The sequence below is a fragment of the Microbacterium sp. JB110 genome (genome assembly GCF_003335195.1).
Classification (GTDB): domain Bacteria; phylum Actinomycetota; class Actinomycetes; order Actinomycetales; family Microbacteriaceae; genus Microbacterium.
Genome location: NZ_QPGM01000006.1, coordinates 241281 through 255219 on the forward strand (window position 1 = coordinate 241281; position 13939 = coordinate 255219).

Annotated in this window: 15 protein-coding genes; 3 read left to right on the top strand and 12 right to left on the bottom strand. The window is 68.0% G+C overall.

Annotated elements, in window-relative coordinates:
* Positions 1-76 precede the first annotated feature (76 nt).
* Positions 77-403 carry a type II toxin-antitoxin system PemK/MazF family toxin gene (locus CIK77_RS12275; RefSeq protein ID WP_087054099.1) on the bottom strand — a complete coding sequence of 109 codons (327 nt, stop codon included), beginning with the start codon at positions 401-403 and terminating at the stop codon, positions 77-79.
* 1 nt (position 404) lies between these two features.
* Positions 405-638, bottom strand: coding sequence for a YlcI/YnfO family protein (locus tag CIK77_RS12280; protein ID WP_087054100.1), 234 nt, complete (start codon positions 636-638; stop codon positions 405-407).
* A gap of 130 nt (positions 639-768) precedes the next feature.
* Between CIK77_RS12280 and CIK77_RS12285 the strand changes: the two genes are divergently transcribed.
* Positions 769-1449, top strand: a complete 681-nt coding sequence (locus CIK77_RS12285; protein ID WP_087054101.1) for a hypothetical protein — start codon at positions 769-771, stop codon at positions 1447-1449.
* Positions 1450-1588: 139 nt separating this feature from the next.
* Here the strand turns inward: CIK77_RS12285 and CIK77_RS18245 are convergent, their stop codons facing one another.
* The 8 genes from CIK77_RS18245 to CIK77_RS12325 all read right to left on the bottom strand — a co-directional run bounded on the left by CIK77_RS18245 (position 1589) and on the right by CIK77_RS12325 (position 9386).
* Positions 1589-2305 carry a GntR family transcriptional regulator gene (locus CIK77_RS18245; RefSeq protein WP_087054102.1) on the bottom strand — a complete coding sequence of 239 codons (717 nt, stop codon included), beginning with the start codon at positions 2303-2305 and terminating at the stop codon, positions 1589-1591.
* Positions 2306-2323: 18 nt separating this feature from the next.
* Positions 2324-3235, bottom strand: coding sequence for a PfkB family carbohydrate kinase (locus CIK77_RS12295; RefSeq protein ID WP_087054103.1), 912 nt, complete (start codon positions 3233-3235; stop codon positions 2324-2326).
* Between the two features lie 13 nt (positions 3236-3248).
* Positions 3249-4115 (bottom strand): carbohydrate ABC transporter permease, encoded by an 867-nt coding sequence (locus CIK77_RS12300; protein ID WP_087054104.1) that lies wholly within the window; start codon positions 4113-4115, stop codon positions 3249-3251.
* Between the two features lie 5 nt (positions 4116-4120).
* Positions 4121-5002 carry a carbohydrate ABC transporter permease gene (locus tag CIK77_RS12305; RefSeq protein ID WP_087054105.1) on the bottom strand — a complete coding sequence of 294 codons (882 nt, stop codon included), beginning with the start codon at positions 5000-5002 and terminating at the stop codon, positions 4121-4123.
* A 73-nt stretch (positions 5003-5075) separates the two neighbouring features.
* On the bottom strand, positions 5076-6359 hold the full coding sequence (locus tag CIK77_RS12310) for an ABC transporter substrate-binding protein (RefSeq protein ID WP_087054106.1): 1284 nt from the start codon (positions 6357-6359) through the stop codon (positions 5076-5078).
* 16 nt (positions 6360-6375) lie between these two features.
* On the bottom strand, positions 6376-7377 hold the full coding sequence (locus tag CIK77_RS12315) for an SIS domain-containing protein (protein WP_087054107.1): 1002 nt from the start codon (positions 7375-7377) through the stop codon (positions 6376-6378).
* Between the two features lie 296 nt (positions 7378-7673).
* On the bottom strand, positions 7674-8441 hold the full coding sequence (locus CIK77_RS12320; protein ID WP_249268487.1) for an SDR family oxidoreductase: 768 nt from the start codon (positions 8439-8441) through the stop codon (positions 7674-7676).
* Between the two features lie 81 nt (positions 8442-8522).
* The gene (locus CIK77_RS12325) at positions 8523-9386 is read right to left on the bottom strand and encodes a PPK2 family polyphosphate kinase (protein ID WP_087054108.1); all 864 of its coding nucleotides are present in this window, start codon (positions 9384-9386) and stop codon (positions 8523-8525) included.
* Positions 9387-9629: 243 nt separating this feature from the next.
* Between CIK77_RS12325 and CIK77_RS12330 the strand changes: the two genes are divergently transcribed.
* On the top strand, positions 9630-10391 hold the full coding sequence (locus CIK77_RS12330) for a LamB/YcsF family protein (protein ID WP_087054262.1): 762 nt from the start codon (positions 9630-9632) through the stop codon (positions 10389-10391).
* A 201-nt stretch (positions 10392-10592) separates the two neighbouring features.
* Positions 10593-12203: an urea amidolyase family protein gene (locus tag CIK77_RS12335; protein ID WP_212647444.1), complete on the top strand. Its 1611-nt coding sequence runs from the start codon at positions 10593-10595 to the stop codon at positions 12201-12203.
* 46 nt (positions 12204-12249) lie between these two features.
* Here the strand turns inward: CIK77_RS12335 and CIK77_RS12340 are convergent, their stop codons facing one another.
* Both CIK77_RS12340 and CIK77_RS12345 read right to left on the bottom strand, forming a co-directional pair.
* A complete protein-coding gene (locus CIK77_RS12340) occupies positions 12250-13131 on the bottom strand; it encodes a phosphoribosylaminoimidazolesuccinocarboxamide synthase (protein WP_087054109.1) in 882 nt (293 codons plus the stop codon).
* A gap of 195 nt (positions 13132-13326) precedes the next feature.
* Positions 13327-13887 (bottom strand): hypothetical protein, encoded by a 561-nt coding sequence (locus CIK77_RS12345; RefSeq protein ID WP_087054110.1) that lies wholly within the window; start codon positions 13885-13887, stop codon positions 13327-13329.
* Positions 13888-13939: the final 52 nt, after the last annotated feature.

Genomic DNA, 13939 nt, shown 5'->3' on the forward strand with positions numbered 1-13939 from the left:
GTGCGGGCACGTTCGACACAGCGTCGTGCTCGACCCGGTGCGGCGATGACGGTCGCCGCGGGGCCGACCGCTCGGGCTATCGCTGCGACTGGCCGAGCAGCGGAACGTCGAGGTCGAACGCCAGCACGACAGCCGCGGCGAGCTGAGCCTCCTGCGCTTCGCTGAGGAACCCGATGGTGTCGCCGAGCATGCGGGTGGGAATGGTGAGCGTGTTGTCGATCGAGACGACGCAGTCGTGATCGAGTCCGTTCTCGGGGCCGACGGGCACCTCGCTGCTGAGGCCCTTCACAGTGGAGGTGATCGGGGCAACGGTGACCTTCGTCATCGCGTGGCGCGCGGCGCCCCGCGTGAGGACGACGACGGGCCTGGTCTTGTCGAGCCTGGCAAGGCAGATCTCCCGCACGTCAGTCGCCGAGGTCGACGGTCCGCGCCGTCCAGTTCACCAGGTCATCCAGGTCGTCGCCATCGGGCGCCTCCCGCAGCAGGTCGGCGTCGCGCTCCGCCATCCGGCGTCGCATCTCGCGTTCGAGAGCCGACGCGACCAGTGCCGCACGGCTCGGGGCGGAACCGTCCGCAACCGCGCGATCGAGGAACGCGACCGTCTCATCCGGGAGACGCACGGCGATCTGGATGCTCATGGCTCCAGTGTATCAACATGCATCCCGAAATGGGATGCATGTTTGCCGAGGGTCGCGGCCAGCGTCGTGAGGCTCCACATTGGGCAACGTGAGCCCAGTCGTCCTCGTTTCCGTCTGCAAGTATGGCGTCATGCCTCGCGCAGACAAGCTCGCACCGACGCTCGCCGCGCTCGTCTTGGCAGTCACCGGCCTCGCCGGGTGCGCCGCCACGGCGGCGCCTCAGGTGGCTGATCCTTCGCCGGAGCCCGCGAGTCAAACGCCGGAGGAAGAAGCCGCACAGGTCACTGCGGAGCCTGACCCTGATGCGTGCGTCAACCCCGCCTGGATCAACCTCAGTACCGAGGGGGTCAGCATCACCGGCGACATCGAAGATCGAGGCGCGCGGGAATTCGCTCAGGGCGCCGTCGGGCGTGATGATGAGGGCAACATCGTGTCGTACATCGTGGCAACTGGCGATGTCGCTGCCGCGATCGGCGAGCGGCTCTGCATCGAGAACGGCCTGGTGCTGACGACGCTGAACCACACGCGCACTGTCCACCCCGACCAGGTGCTGCGCCTCGACCCTGACCCGGACCTCCGTTTCATCCCGTACTACAACCCCTGGGACGCGCCTGCGGGGTTCGAGCAGATTCCGTATCAGGCGGCCATCGAGGCGATGGGGCACGCAGCTGACGCGGGCGACGTGGACACCATGCGAGGCATCTGGGCCGACACCTTGTCCGGCATGTTCACCGATTCTGCCGACATCTCGGCGATTCAGCAGGCACTCGACGCGGGCGACCTCGCTGTGCTGACCGAGATGTTCTCCTGAGGACGCCCGTGCTGCGCATCCTCATCCGGCCCCAGACGAGGACAAACGCCCCGGATGAGGACGTTCAGCGCGAAATCGTCCTCACGTGGCGCGATCGTACTCATCTCGGAACGGCGGTGCCCGTTTTCGTGGGCCCCGTTCACTCCCGTGCGATCGTCTGCAGTCGGACCCGGCTCGGCACGGTCTCGACGTGCGAAGTGTGGATGACACCGCCGTCGGCATCGAGGGCGACCTTCTCCACGACGACGAGAGGATCGTGTTCCGGCCGATGCAGCCAGGCGGCCGTCTCTGCTGTGGTGTATCCGATGCGCACCTCACGGCGCACCTCGGCGAAGGTCACCCCGTACTCCTCACGCAGAACGCGGTACGTGGAGACCTCGGCGTCGACCTTCGCCTCGAACCCCGGGTAACGGTCGAGCGCGTACACGCTGCGGTCCAGTGACAGCGGCACATCGTTGAGAGAGAACACTCGTTCCAGGCGCAGGATCCGTGCACCGGGCTCGACGCACAGTCCATCGGCGACCGTTGCATCCGCCAATTCGATGTCCGCGCGCTTCACCTCGCGCGACATGTCGCCGGCGGCCGTGAGCTGATCGGTGAAGCCGCCGATCGCCATGGTGGTGAGTACCTTCGGCGGCCCGGTGACGAACGTCCCCGTGCCCTGGCGCCGCTGCACCATCCCTTGAGACTCCAGGTCGGAGACGGCACGCCTGATCGTGATCCGGCTCACGCCGAACCGCTCGCCGAGCTCCGGCTCGGCGGGGATCATCCCGGTGTCGTCGTACCGACCGTCCTGGATCTCCTGCGCGAGAGCCCTGCGCACCTGCTCATGAAGGGGCGAACCCGATCGCACCACGTCGAGGAGTCCCCCTTGTCAGCTCGTGGGGTAGCGCCTGAGAATCTGAGCGCGTGCATCGTCCCCCGCCTGCACAGGATAGCCGAACGCTCCGCGGAACAAGCAGGCGAGGGCTCCCGTCGATGCCGCGACCTCGAGGCATCCGGAGATGTCGCGCGCCGCTGCGCGAGCGGCGAGGAATCCCGTGATGAACGCGTCGCCCGCGCCCAGCGCGTCGACGGCGGCGACCTCGTCCACACCCATCTCCGCGCGTCGCTCGCCCTCGAAGGCGACGGATCCCCGTGAGCCGAGCGTGACGACCGCTGTCGCCATGCCGGCATCGATCGCGCGCCTGCCGAGGGCATCGACATCCAGATCGTCGAGCGAGCCTCCCGAGAAGAAGCCCACGTCCACGTCCCCTGCGGTGCGCCGGACGACGGCCGGGTCGGCATCGTCGGAGTAGTCGTAGGAGATCCGCGTGCCCCGCGCCGCGATCGCGGGCAGCTCCGCTTCGATCGCCGAGTACACCGAGGTGTGCAGCCGGTCGTAGCGCCCGATGTACTCGTGGTCGTGCTCCGTGATGCGCAGCCGAAGCCCGTGCTGCACGCCGCCGTAGTTCGACCCGACGAACCGCCGGTCGCCGTCGTCGTCGAGGGTGACGAACGCCATCCCGTTGGCGCCGTGCGCCCGACGCACCCGCGCGCGGTCCACGCCGACCTTGTCGAGCACATGGCCGAGATGATCGGCGAACCGGTCGTCGCCCATGACCCCGATGAAGCCCGCCTCCCCGCGGAAGAACAACCGCGAATAGGCCGCGACGTTGAGTGCGTTGCCACCGGGGTACGCGAGGTCCTCGTGCAGGTAGCAGTCGAGCACGTTGTCGCCGACGCCGATCAGGCTCGGTGCCGGCACGCCGGCGATCTTCTCGCGGATCTGCTGCTCTGTGTGCATCCGTCTTCCCTTCTCAGCCCTTGACGCTGCCGGCGGTGATGCCGGCGACGAAGTACTTCTGCAGCGCGATGAACACCACCACGATCGGCAGCGCGGCGATCACCAGCCCTGCCAGCAGCACGCCCCAGTCCGTAGAGAGCGCGTCGCGGAACGACATCAGACCCGCGGGTATCGTACGGTTCTCGTCGGAGTTGACGAACACGATCGCGAACAGGAACTCGTTCCACGCGAAGTAGGCGGTGAGCACCCCCGCGGTCATCAGGATCGACCGGCTCAGCGGCAGGTACACGTGCCGGAACACGCCGAGCGATCGGCAGCCGTCGATCGTCGCCGCGTCGACGAGATCGTGCGGGATGCCCAGGAAGACCGACCGGATGAGCAGAATCGCCATCGGCAGCCGGAACGCGACATACGGCAGGATCATGGCCCACAGGCTGTCGAGGAGACCGAGAGCGTCGAGCATCTGGTACAGCGGGATGAGGCTGACCTGCGGCGCGACGACGAGGCCGCCCATGGCCAGAATGAGCACGATGTTCGCAGCTTTGCTCGTGATCCGGACCATGCCGTACGCGCACAGGGCGGCGAGCAGCACCGTGCCGATCGCGGTGACGATCGTGACGATGACCGAATTGAGGAAGTAGCTCGAAATGCCGCGCTCCCACGCGTCGGCGTAGTTCTGCACGAGCCATGTCTCCGGCAGCCCCCATGGGTCGCCGTAGATCTCAGCGGATGTCTTGAACGACGACATCAGCATCCAGATCAGGGGGTAGGCGATCAGGACGGCGTAGATCGCCAGGACGAGGTAGACGGGCGCGTTCCAGGCATGCTCGATGGGGCGCTTGCGCTTGTCGTGAATGGTGGTGATGACCTGTGTCGACATGATCGTCAGTCCTTCCCCGTGCGGAACGACAGCATCTGCACCATCGAGAACACGAGGGTGATGATGAAGATGACGGTCGCGATCGCGGATGCGTAGCCCATCTGGTTCTGGAAGAACCCCTGGTTGTACATATAGGTGGCGAGCACGTGAGTTGCGTTGCCCGGTCCGCCGCCGGTGAGGATGTACGGCTCGTTGAACACCGTGAACGCACCGGAGACGGTGAGGATCATCGCGACGAAGATCATCTCCTTCGCCTGCGGCACCGTGATGCTGATGAACTGCCGGATGCGTCCGGCGCCGTCAAGAGACGCCGCCTCGTAGTACTCGACGGGGATCTGCTGCAGCGTGACGACGTACAGCATGCAGATGTATCCGATGCTCTGCCACTGCGAGACGGCGATCACCGATCCCATCGCCGTGTCGACGTTCGCGAGCCAAGAGGTCTGCAGCTCGCCGAGGCCGATCAACTCGAGGAAGGAGTTGAGCAGACCGCCGCGGGCACTGTAGATGAAGGTGAACATCAGGGCGATGACCGTGATCGAGATCACCGCCGGCATGAAGTAGATGCTGCGCAGGATCGTCGCGATCCGCGGGCGCAGCAGGTGCGTGAGCCACGCTGCGACCACAAGACCGCCGCCGACCTGGCAGACGATCGACACGATCGCGTAGACGACGTTGTTGATCAGCGACGACCAGATGATCGGGTCGGCGAGCAGTCGGGTGAAGTTGTCGAGCCCGACCGGAGTCATCTCGCTCGCGCCAGCGCGGAACGAGAAGAACCCGAAGACGAGGTTCGCGACGAGGGGGTAGTAGACGAACAGCGCGATGAAGGCGAGAGCCGGCAGGATGTAGAGCCAGCTGCTGAGAGCGCGGGTGCGGGTCGGCATTGATGCACCAATCTCGGGGAAGGGGAGGGGACGGATGGGGTGCCGGCGCGTGAGGGCGCCGGCACCCGGGAGGTCAGGACGCGCTGCGCACGCGCTCCGCGGCTTCCTGGACCTTCTGCATGACACCGTCCGGCGTCTGCTCTCCGCTGAGCATCAGCTGCGCCTCGGAGAGATAGGTCGCCACGATCTGAGGATCGTATGCGTTGTCGAGCCAGGACGTCATCTCGGACGCGTCGAGGATCTGCTGTGCCAGCTCCTTCGTCGTGTCGGAGACGTCGGCTTCCTCGACCGCGCCCTGCACGGCGCTGAGCTCACCGGTGTTCTCGGTGTACGTGACGCCGTTGTCCTTGTTCAGCATGAACTCGAGGAACCGCTTCACCTCATCCGGGTGCTCCGTGTTCTTGGAGACCGCGAATCCCTCCGGTGCGCCCGTCAGCTGCATCGGGTCGCCCTTGCCGCCGTCGACTGACGGGAAGTTGAACACGGAATAGTCGAACGCGACGTCCTCGAAGTAGCCGATCTCCGCACTCTGCGCGTAGAACATCGGGCCGCCGTCGCCGGCGATCCAGGAGTTCCTGGCCATCTCGTGGTCGATGGCGAGGAAGTCGTCGTTCGTGTGGGTGACGATCTCCTCCAGACGCTCCAGCGCCGTGACGTAGCCGGGGTCGGTGAACTCGCCTGTCGTCGGGTCCTGATCGGCGGCGAAGACCTCGGGGTCGACGACGCGCTGATTCAGCGTGCCCAGGTAGTGCGCGATCGTCCAGGTGTCGACGGCGCCGAACTCGATGGCGTGTTCTCCCGTCTCGGCCTCGATCGTGTCGACGACGTTCTCGAACTCGTCCCACGTCCCGGGCGCCGCGAGCCCGAGCTCGTCGAACAGCTCGGTGTCGTAGTAGAACACCTTCGAGTGCATGCCGATCGGCAGCCCGTACTGCACTCCGTCGACCTGGAACGGACCGAGCTGGCTCTGGTAGAAGCTCTCGGCGAATTCCGGGTCCTCCTCGAGCCACGGCCCGAGGTCCATCAGGGCGTCGCTCTTAACCAGTTCGGAGACGAACGAGCCGCTCCAGGTGAACATCACGTCCGGTGCGTTCGCCGAACCGGCGACGACCTTGACCTTGTCCTTGTAACTGTCGTTGAGCACGCTCTCGACGTTGACGGTGATGTCGGGGTTCTCCGCCTCGAACTCGGCGACGAGATCGTCGAAGTACGACTTCTTCGGCTCGTTGGGCCACCGGTGGAAGAAGTCGATCTCCACCTGGTCGCCGTCGCCTCCGCCCGAGGAACAGGCCGCGAGAGGAGCGGTGAGTGCGATGGCCGCAAGGCCGACTGCTGCGATCCGGATCGATGTGCGCATGATGCGTGCCTTTCGGTCAGTACTCCATGCGCCACATGTACCGGCGCACGCTGAGCGGGTGGCCCCGGTGGTCAGCGAGCGCGTCGGCGTAGGTGCGCAGGGCGATGTTGAACAGGATGTGGGCGATGTCGCCCCGGATGTCGGCGGACAGCCGCTCGAGCCCGAAGTCGTTGGCGTCGATGACGAGGACGTTGTCGGAGTGCTTCTGTGCGAAGTCCACTGCGCGCTGCTCGATCGGGCGGGTCTCGTCGAGGCCGAGCAGGGCGATGAAGGGCACGTCGACGTCGGTCACTTCGAACGGACCGTGGAAGTACTCGCCCGCGTGGATGCACGCGGAGTGCACCCACTGCATCTCCTGGAGCAGGCAGATGGCGAAGGCGTACGCCGGGCCGTAGTTCGACCCGGATGCCATCGTGTAGATGAGCTCCTCGCGACGGTTGGCGAACGCCCAGGCGTCGGCCTTCTCGCCGTACGCCGCGCGCACGGCGGGCGCGAGCTGCGGCAGCTGCTCGACGGCGCCGTCGATTGCCGCAGCGATGTCGGTGCCGTCGACCGCGTCGACGATGCCGGCGGCGAGGCGGAGAAGGAGGGGAGCTGCCACGTGGGCCTCGCTCTTACCCTCGCCGTGCTGATAGGCGATCACATACTCGGAGGCCTCGGCGAGCGGCGATGACGGATCGAAGGTGAAGGCGATGGTCAGTGCGCCGCGCTCACGGGCGTGCTTCGCAGCGGCCACCGTCTCCGGGGTGGTGCCGGAATGGGAGCAGAGGACGACGACGGCACGCTCATCGATGAGCGACGAATTGCGGGAGGTGAACTCTGCGGCGTTGATCGCACGGGCGTCGAGCGTGGTCGCCCTGGTATCGAGGAAGTACTCGACGGGCGTCATGTTCGCGTACGAGCCGCCGCATGCGGTGAGCACGACGCGCACAACCGTGCTTCGGGCGGCGATTGCCGCGCGAGCGGTGCGGAGCTGGCTCTCGATCGTCGCAGAGTCGACAAATGCGGTGTCAGACAAGGTGTCCCTTTCGTTCAGACGTCATGGGACGTGTTAGTACGTCTCATGACGTCTGAACTTAGCGTGAACGTGTCGGGAACGGAAGACCTGCGGCGAAATTTTTCGCGGACGAGACATCTCGCGTGCGAAGGAGACGGGGCTGGGTTCGCTGTGTGGGCCAGAGCACGGGCTCTCCGTCGACAGGCGGCCGAGCGCCACACGGCGCTCTTCTTGCGCGGTTGCGCTCATCTCGTCAGCACATCGGGAACGACGAACGGCCCGACCCTCTGCGGGGTCGGGCCGTTCGGGGGCGCCGATCAGATCGCGGTGTAGCCGCCGTCGATGATGATGCTCTGCGCTGTGAGGTAGCTCGACGCGTCGCTGGCGAGGTACAGCGCGAGGCCGTGCAGGTCTTCGGGCGTGGCCATCCGGCCCATCGGGATGCGGCTGATCCACTCGTTCGCCAGCACGGGGTCGGCTTCGATGACCTCTTTGGTGAGGTCGGTGGCGACGTATCCGGGGGCGATCGTGTTCACGCGCACACCGTCTGTGGCCCACTCGACGCCGAGTGAGGCGGCCAGCTGGTGCACGGCTGCCTTCGACGCGTTGTAGGCAGCCTGGCGCTGCGGAACGTTCACGGCGAAGCCGGACATCGACGAGATCAGGATGGCGGATGCCGGGCGGTCGGCCTTCAGCGCACGCTTGGCGAACGACTGGGTCGTGTAGAAGACGCCGTCGACGTTCACACCCATCACGGTGCGCCACTTCGACTGCGGGTAGTCGACGCTGTCGCCGATGATCGTCAGCCCCGCAGCGGCAAGTAGCACGGTCGGCGTGCCGAGCTCGGCATCGACGGCGACGAAGGCGGCCTCGACGTTGTCAGGGTCAGTGACATCCACGACCTGTCCCGTGGTTCTCACTCCGTAGTCCGCTGCGAGCTTCGCTGCGGATTCGGCGACGCTCGGCGACAGATCGAGCAGTGCGACGTCCATGCCCTGATCGGCATATGCGGTCGCGATCGAGTAGCCGATTCCTCCGGCGCCTCCCGTGACGACGGCCACACGGCCCTTGAGATCTTCGAACACGTCGCTCCTCCATTGGTTCGTAGTCCGGCGCATCGCCGGTGGCATCCGGATCGATCGTATCTCCCGCGCGAGAGACAGCGGTCACATCGTGGCGCGAAGGCGCGCGATCTGTTCTGCGACGTCGAACTCCGCGCTCGGCCACTGCGGGTCGATGTCTTCGAACGTCTCGAGCAGGAGCGCCTGAACCGCGAGCCGCGCGTACCACTTGCGATCGGCTGGAACGACGAACCAGGGCGCATCGTCGGTCGAGGTGCGCTGGATCGCCTCCTGATACGCGTACTGGTAGGCGGGCCAGAGCGCACGTTCGTCCACGTCGCCCGAGTTGAACTTCCAGTGCTTGTCCGGCCGCTCGAGGCGCTCCATGAGACGTTCGCCCTGCTCCTGGTACGACATGTGCAGCATCACCTTCACCACGCGGGTGCCCTGCGCGACCAGCCGTCGCTCGAAGTCGACGATCGCCCCATAGCGGCGCTCGATCTCATCCGGTTCTGCGAGTTCGCGCACGCGCCCGATCAGCACATCCTCGTAGTGCGACCGATCGAACACACCGATGAAGCCGGGCTTCGGCACGCGCTTCTCCACGCGCCAGAGGAAATCGTGCGCGAGCTCATCCTCGGTCGGCGACTTGAACGCCGCGAGCTCAACGCCCTGCGGGTCGACGCCGCCCATGACGTGGCGCACGACGCCGCCCTTTCCCGCCGAGTCCATCGCCTGCAGCACGAGCAGAACCGAGTCATGCGCGCCCTTCTGCCCCGCAGCGAACAGCCGCTCCTGGAAGTCGGCGAGCTCAGCGAGGCCTTCGATGAGGTCGGCCGCGCCGGACTCCTTGTCACCGTCGTAGCCAGGCGTCGACCGAGGGTCGACGCTCGGCAGCACCAGATCGCTGTGGGCGCGCAGGTGGGCGCGCGCGTCGGTGATTCCGTGTTTGTGGTGTGTGCCGGCCATCCGATCATTCAATCGGGAGCGTCCGCCTCGCACAAGCCTGACGCAGCGCCGTCGCCGCGCTGTGCGCCGGCGATGCGGAAGGAGCGCGATGCACAACGCAGTCGATCCGCGTTCCGCGTCGCGCATGCCGCCCGTGCGTCCGCAGCAGAGCCGCCCCGGCCCATCCGGATCGGCTGTGCTGCGTCGCAGCTGCACGTCCAGTCCATCGGCGCACGGGCAAGACCGCTCCGGTACCGTGTGCTCATGGCGACGATCGATCTGAACTCTGACATGGGCGAGAGCTTCGGTCGCTGGCAGCTCGGCGACGACGAGGCGATGCTCGACATCGTCACGAGCGCGAACGTCGCGTGCGGATTCCACGCAGGAGACCCGGTCACCCTGCTCGACACGGCGCGCGCCGCGGCCGAGCGCGGCGTCGTGGTGGGTGCGCAGCCCGGCTACCGCGACCTGGCGGGATTCGGCAGGCGCCCGCTCGGGGCATCCGGTCGCGAGATCTACGGCGACGTGCTCTACCAACTGGGAGCGCTCGACGCGATCGCGCGCTCGACCGGCACGCGCATCCGATTCGTGAAGCCGCACGGCGCCCTCTACAACACGGTCGCCAGTGACGACGAGCACGCCCCGGCCGTGATCGACGCGGTCGGCGACTTCGACCCGACCCTCGCCGTCGTGGGGCTGGCCCGGTCGCGGTTCGTGCAGCGGGCAGAGGACGCGGGCCTGCGCGCCATCGGTGAGGCGTTCGCCGACCGCGCCTACACTCCATCGGGAACGCTGGTCGATCGGCGTGAACCCGGCGCTGTGCTGACCGACCCGCAGGAGATCGCCGACCGGATGCTTCGCCTGGTCACGGACCGCGAGATCGTCGCGGTCGACGGGCGCATCGTGATGTGCGAGGCCGATTCCATCTGCGTGCACAGCGACACCCCCGGCGCCGTCGAGATGGCCCGCACCGTGCGCGCCACCGTCGAGAGCGCCGGCATCGAGGTGCGGGCGTTCGCTCAGTAGGCACCGGATGACCGACACGGGCGCGGGGCACGGGGCACGATCGGCTCCGAGACGCGGCGGAATCGCTGAGATGAGGCAGAAGCGGTCGGATTCTGCAGTGTCTCGGGGAAAGTGCCGTGTGTCGGGGCGCCGGGTGCCGGTGCCGACCCGCCGGCCCGCGGGGGAGCGGGGCGGTTCACCTGCAGGGGGAGATGCGGCGTCATGATGCGATTCCTTCCCTGCGGCGACGCGGTACTGGTCGAGCTGTCCGACCTCGAGGCGGCAGTTGCGCTCGCGCGGTCCCTTGCGGCGCGGCCTGTGCCCGGCATGGTCGACGCCGTGCCAGGCGCGCGCACCGTGCTCGTGCAGCTCGCACCGCACGCCGACCGTGACGCGGTGCGCGGTGACCTGCTCACCCGCACCGGATCGACCCACGCCCCGGATGATGCGGAGACCGTCGAGGTCGGGGTCGTCTACGACGGGGAGGACCTCGACGAGGTCGCCGAGCTGACCGGCCTCACGCCCGCGGAGGTCGTCGAGCGCCACTCCGCGGCCGTCTACGAGGTGGCGTTCACCGGGTTCGCGCCGGGGTTCGCGTACCTGTCTGGTCTCGACCCGGCCCTGCACGTACCTCGCCTGGAGACGCCTCGCCGGCGCATTCCGGCCGGGGCGGTCGCGATCGCCGGCGAGTTCTCCGGCGTCTATCCGCGCTCGAGCCCCGGAGGGTGGCGGCTGCTCGGTCGCACGCCCGACGCGATGTGGGATCTCGACCGCGCGCAGCCTGCTCTGCTCCGCCCCGGCATGCGCGTGCGCTTCGTGCCGCTGGCGCCGGATGACGGAGGTGAGCTCCCTGTGCGCGGTGACCGTGTCGCCGCGGGCGACGTGCACCACAACGGTGACGAAGCTGCCGCGCCGACGGGCGCACCCGGGGCAGAAGCTCCAGAGCCGCCCCGCGCCCCTGTCGTCGAGATCGTTTCCGTCGGGCCGCACGCGCTGCTCGAGGATCTCGGCCGGCCTGGACGCGCCGATCTCGGCGTCGCGCCGTCCGGAGCGATGGACCGCGGTGCGCTGCGCCGGGCGAACGGGTTCGTCGGCAACCCAGCCGGTGCCGCCGCGATCGAGACGGCACTCGGCGGCCTGCGTCTTCGTGCCCGCGGGCATCTCACGCTCGCTGTCGCCGGGGCGCCCGTGTCGCTGACGATCATCCGGAGCGACGAGGAACGCGAAGCACCGTTCGACGTGCCGTTCGCGCTGTCGGACGGGGAGGAACTCGTCGTCGGTGCGGCTGTGCGCGGCGTCTACTCGTATCTCGCCGTCCGCGGCGGCCTCGAAGCGGCGGCGGTGCTCGGCAGCGCCTCCCGCGACGTGCTCGCCGGCCTCGGCCCCGAACCGCTCACCGCAGGCGCCGTCCTGCCGATCGGGTCTCGCATCGCCGGCGCCGTCGACCCGTGGGCCGCACCGGGCGATCCGCTCGCGGCATCCGATGACGAGGTCTGGCTCGACGTCGTGCCCGGCCCGCGCGACGACTGGTTCGCGCCGGCCGCGCTCGCCGCGTTCTGCGATCAGGACTGGGTCGTCACCGCCCGATCGAACAGAGTCGGCCTGCGCCTGGATGGCGCGCAGCTGCTCGAGCGGTTGCGCGACGGAGAGCTGCCCAGCGAGGGCACCGTCGGCGGCGCGCTCCAGGTGCCGCCCGACGGCCGGCCGATCCTGTTCACCGCCGACCGACCGCTCACGGGCGGCTACCCGGTCGTCGGCGTCGTCACTCGCGCGCACCTCGGCCGGGCGGCGCAGGCACCGCCTGGCGCCCGCATCCGGTTCCGGTTCGTCTGAACCGGCGCGATGTCGTTGTGGGGCGGAGAGCGACCTGCGGCGCCGCCTATGCGGTCAGCGTCTCCAGCAGCTCGCGGTAGCGGGCAACGGTGCGGTCGACGATTTCGGCGGGAAGCTGCGGGGGAGTGCCCTGCTTGTTCCAGTTGTCGGCGAGCCAGTTGCGCACGATCTGTTTGTCGAAGCTCGCCATGCGCTCGGCCGGTGTCGTGCCGGTCTCCCACGCGGTGCGATCCCAATAGCGTGAGGAGTCGCTGGTGAGCACTTCGTCCGCCAGGCGCATCACGCCGTCCTCGTCGAGGCCGAACTCGAACTTCGTGTCGGCGAGGATCAGGCCCTTGGCCTCAGCTGTCGCCGCGGCGCGGGAGTAGATCGCCAGCGACTGGTCGCGCAGCTGGGCCGCGCGCTCGGCGCCGATGAGCTCGACCGTGCGCTCGTACGAGATGTTCTCGTCGTGCTCGCCGAGCGGTGCCTTGTACGCGGGCGTGTAGATCGGCTCGGGCAGGCGGTCGCCGTCGTTCAGTCCCGCGGGCAGCGGGATGCCGCACACCGTGCCGTGCTCGGAGTACTCCAGCCATCCGGATCCGGTCAGATAGCCGCGCACGACCGCTTCGATCGGCAGCATGTCGAGACTGCGCACCACCATTGCGCGGCCGGCGACCTCGACAGGCGATTCCTCACCCGTGAGGTGATTCGGCACACCGGGCCCGCCGTCTGCGCCCGCGAGCTGGTCGAACCACCACATGCTCAGTTCGGTCAGCAGCGCTCCCTTGCCGGTGATCGCCGGCTCCAGCACGAAGTCGAACGCACTGACCCGATCCGAGGCGACGACGAGCATCTTCTCGTTGGTGCCGTCTGCCGGGCGGTACAGGTTGCGCACCTTGCCCGAGTAGAAATGCGTCCAGCCGGGAATCTGTGGGGCGTCGCTCATGTCCCCATTATCGCGGCCAGCCCCCGGTGCGCCGAACGCGCCTTCCGGACAGTGGTGGTCGGGTTCCGGCAGGGACGGACGGTTCGGGTGGGCGGGCTGCTTCGGGTGTGGCACATTGCGGTTCCCGGCGGGAGGTGGTGCAGTTCTGCACACGGGAATGGCCCGGGGGGGGGCGGGCGGACCGCATCACCGGTGTCAGTGCACGGTTGCGCTGCCGGTGTAGCCGTTGCCTGGCCCCGAGCCGAAGCCGAACGATTCGGCCAAGCGGGAGCGGCCGCCATCGCGATCCAGCTTCCGCTCGACGCGGCGCACGCTGGCGCGAGTCGGGAAGGCATACGCCGCGTGCAGCACGAGCGAGAACACGGCGCCGATGAGGAACGGAATCGCGCTGGGGTGCGCCGAGATCAGCACCGCGGCGAGGCCGACGAAGGCGGGCAGCTCGGCGAATGCCAGGCGAACGAACATGCTGGTTTGGAACCGGTTCACCGCAGTCGCGGTGGCACGGTCGGCCGGATCCGTCGGCGCGATCGCGACGACGCTGTTCCCCACCGTGACGATGCCGCCGGCCGCGGCGACGCCGGCAACGGCCGGCAGCGCCAGCCCGAGGATGTCAGGCATCTCGAACCAGTACTCGCTCGGAACGATGAGCGAGACCACCAGAGCGAACATCACGACGGCGGCGAAGAAGGCGCCGGCGATCATACGCATTGCGGTCAGACGCGCCGTGGGCGACGCTGTCGGCATGTTCCCGGTCATGCTCCGATTGTGTCGGCTGCAGTGAAGCGCGGCAACCGGCAGAACTCCCCAT

Coding starts and splice junctions, on each gene's coding strand:
- CIK77_RS12295 (WP_087054103.1), bottom strand. CDS start 3,235: ATGCACACAGAGCAGCAGATCCGCGAGAAGATCGCCGGCGTGCCGGCA.
- CIK77_RS12340 (WP_087054109.1), bottom strand. CDS start 13,131: ATGAGCGACGCCCCACAGATTCCCGGCTGGACGCATTTCTACTCGGGC.
- CIK77_RS12335 (WP_212647444.1), top strand. CDS start 10,593: ATGATGCGATTCCTTCCCTGCGGCGACGCGGTACTGGTCGAGCTGTCC.
- CIK77_RS12330 (WP_087054262.1), top strand. CDS start 9,630: ATGGCGACGATCGATCTGAACTCTGACATGGGCGAGAGCTTCGGTCGC.
- CIK77_RS12305 (WP_087054105.1), bottom strand. CDS start 5,002: ATGCCGACCCGCACCCGCGCTCTCAGCAGCTGGCTCTACATCCTGCCG.
- CIK77_RS12280 (WP_087054100.1), bottom strand. CDS start 638: ATGAGCATCCAGATCGCCGTGCGTCTCCCGGATGAGACGGTCGCGTTC.
- CIK77_RS12345 (WP_087054110.1), bottom strand. CDS start 13,887: ATGACCGGGAACATGCCGACAGCGTCGCCCACGGCGCGTCTGACCGCA.
- CIK77_RS12300 (WP_087054104.1), bottom strand. CDS start 4,115: ATGTCGACACAGGTCATCACCACCATTCACGACAAGCGCAAGCGCCCC.
- CIK77_RS12310 (WP_087054106.1), bottom strand. CDS start 6,359: ATGCGCACATCGATCCGGATCGCAGCAGTCGGCCTTGCGGCCATCGCA.
- CIK77_RS12325 (WP_087054108.1), bottom strand. CDS start 9,386: ATGGCCGGCACACACCACAAACACGGAATCACCGACGCGCGCGCCCAC.
- CIK77_RS12285 (WP_087054101.1), top strand. CDS start 769: ATGCCTCGCGCAGACAAGCTCGCACCGACGCTCGCCGCGCTCGTCTTG.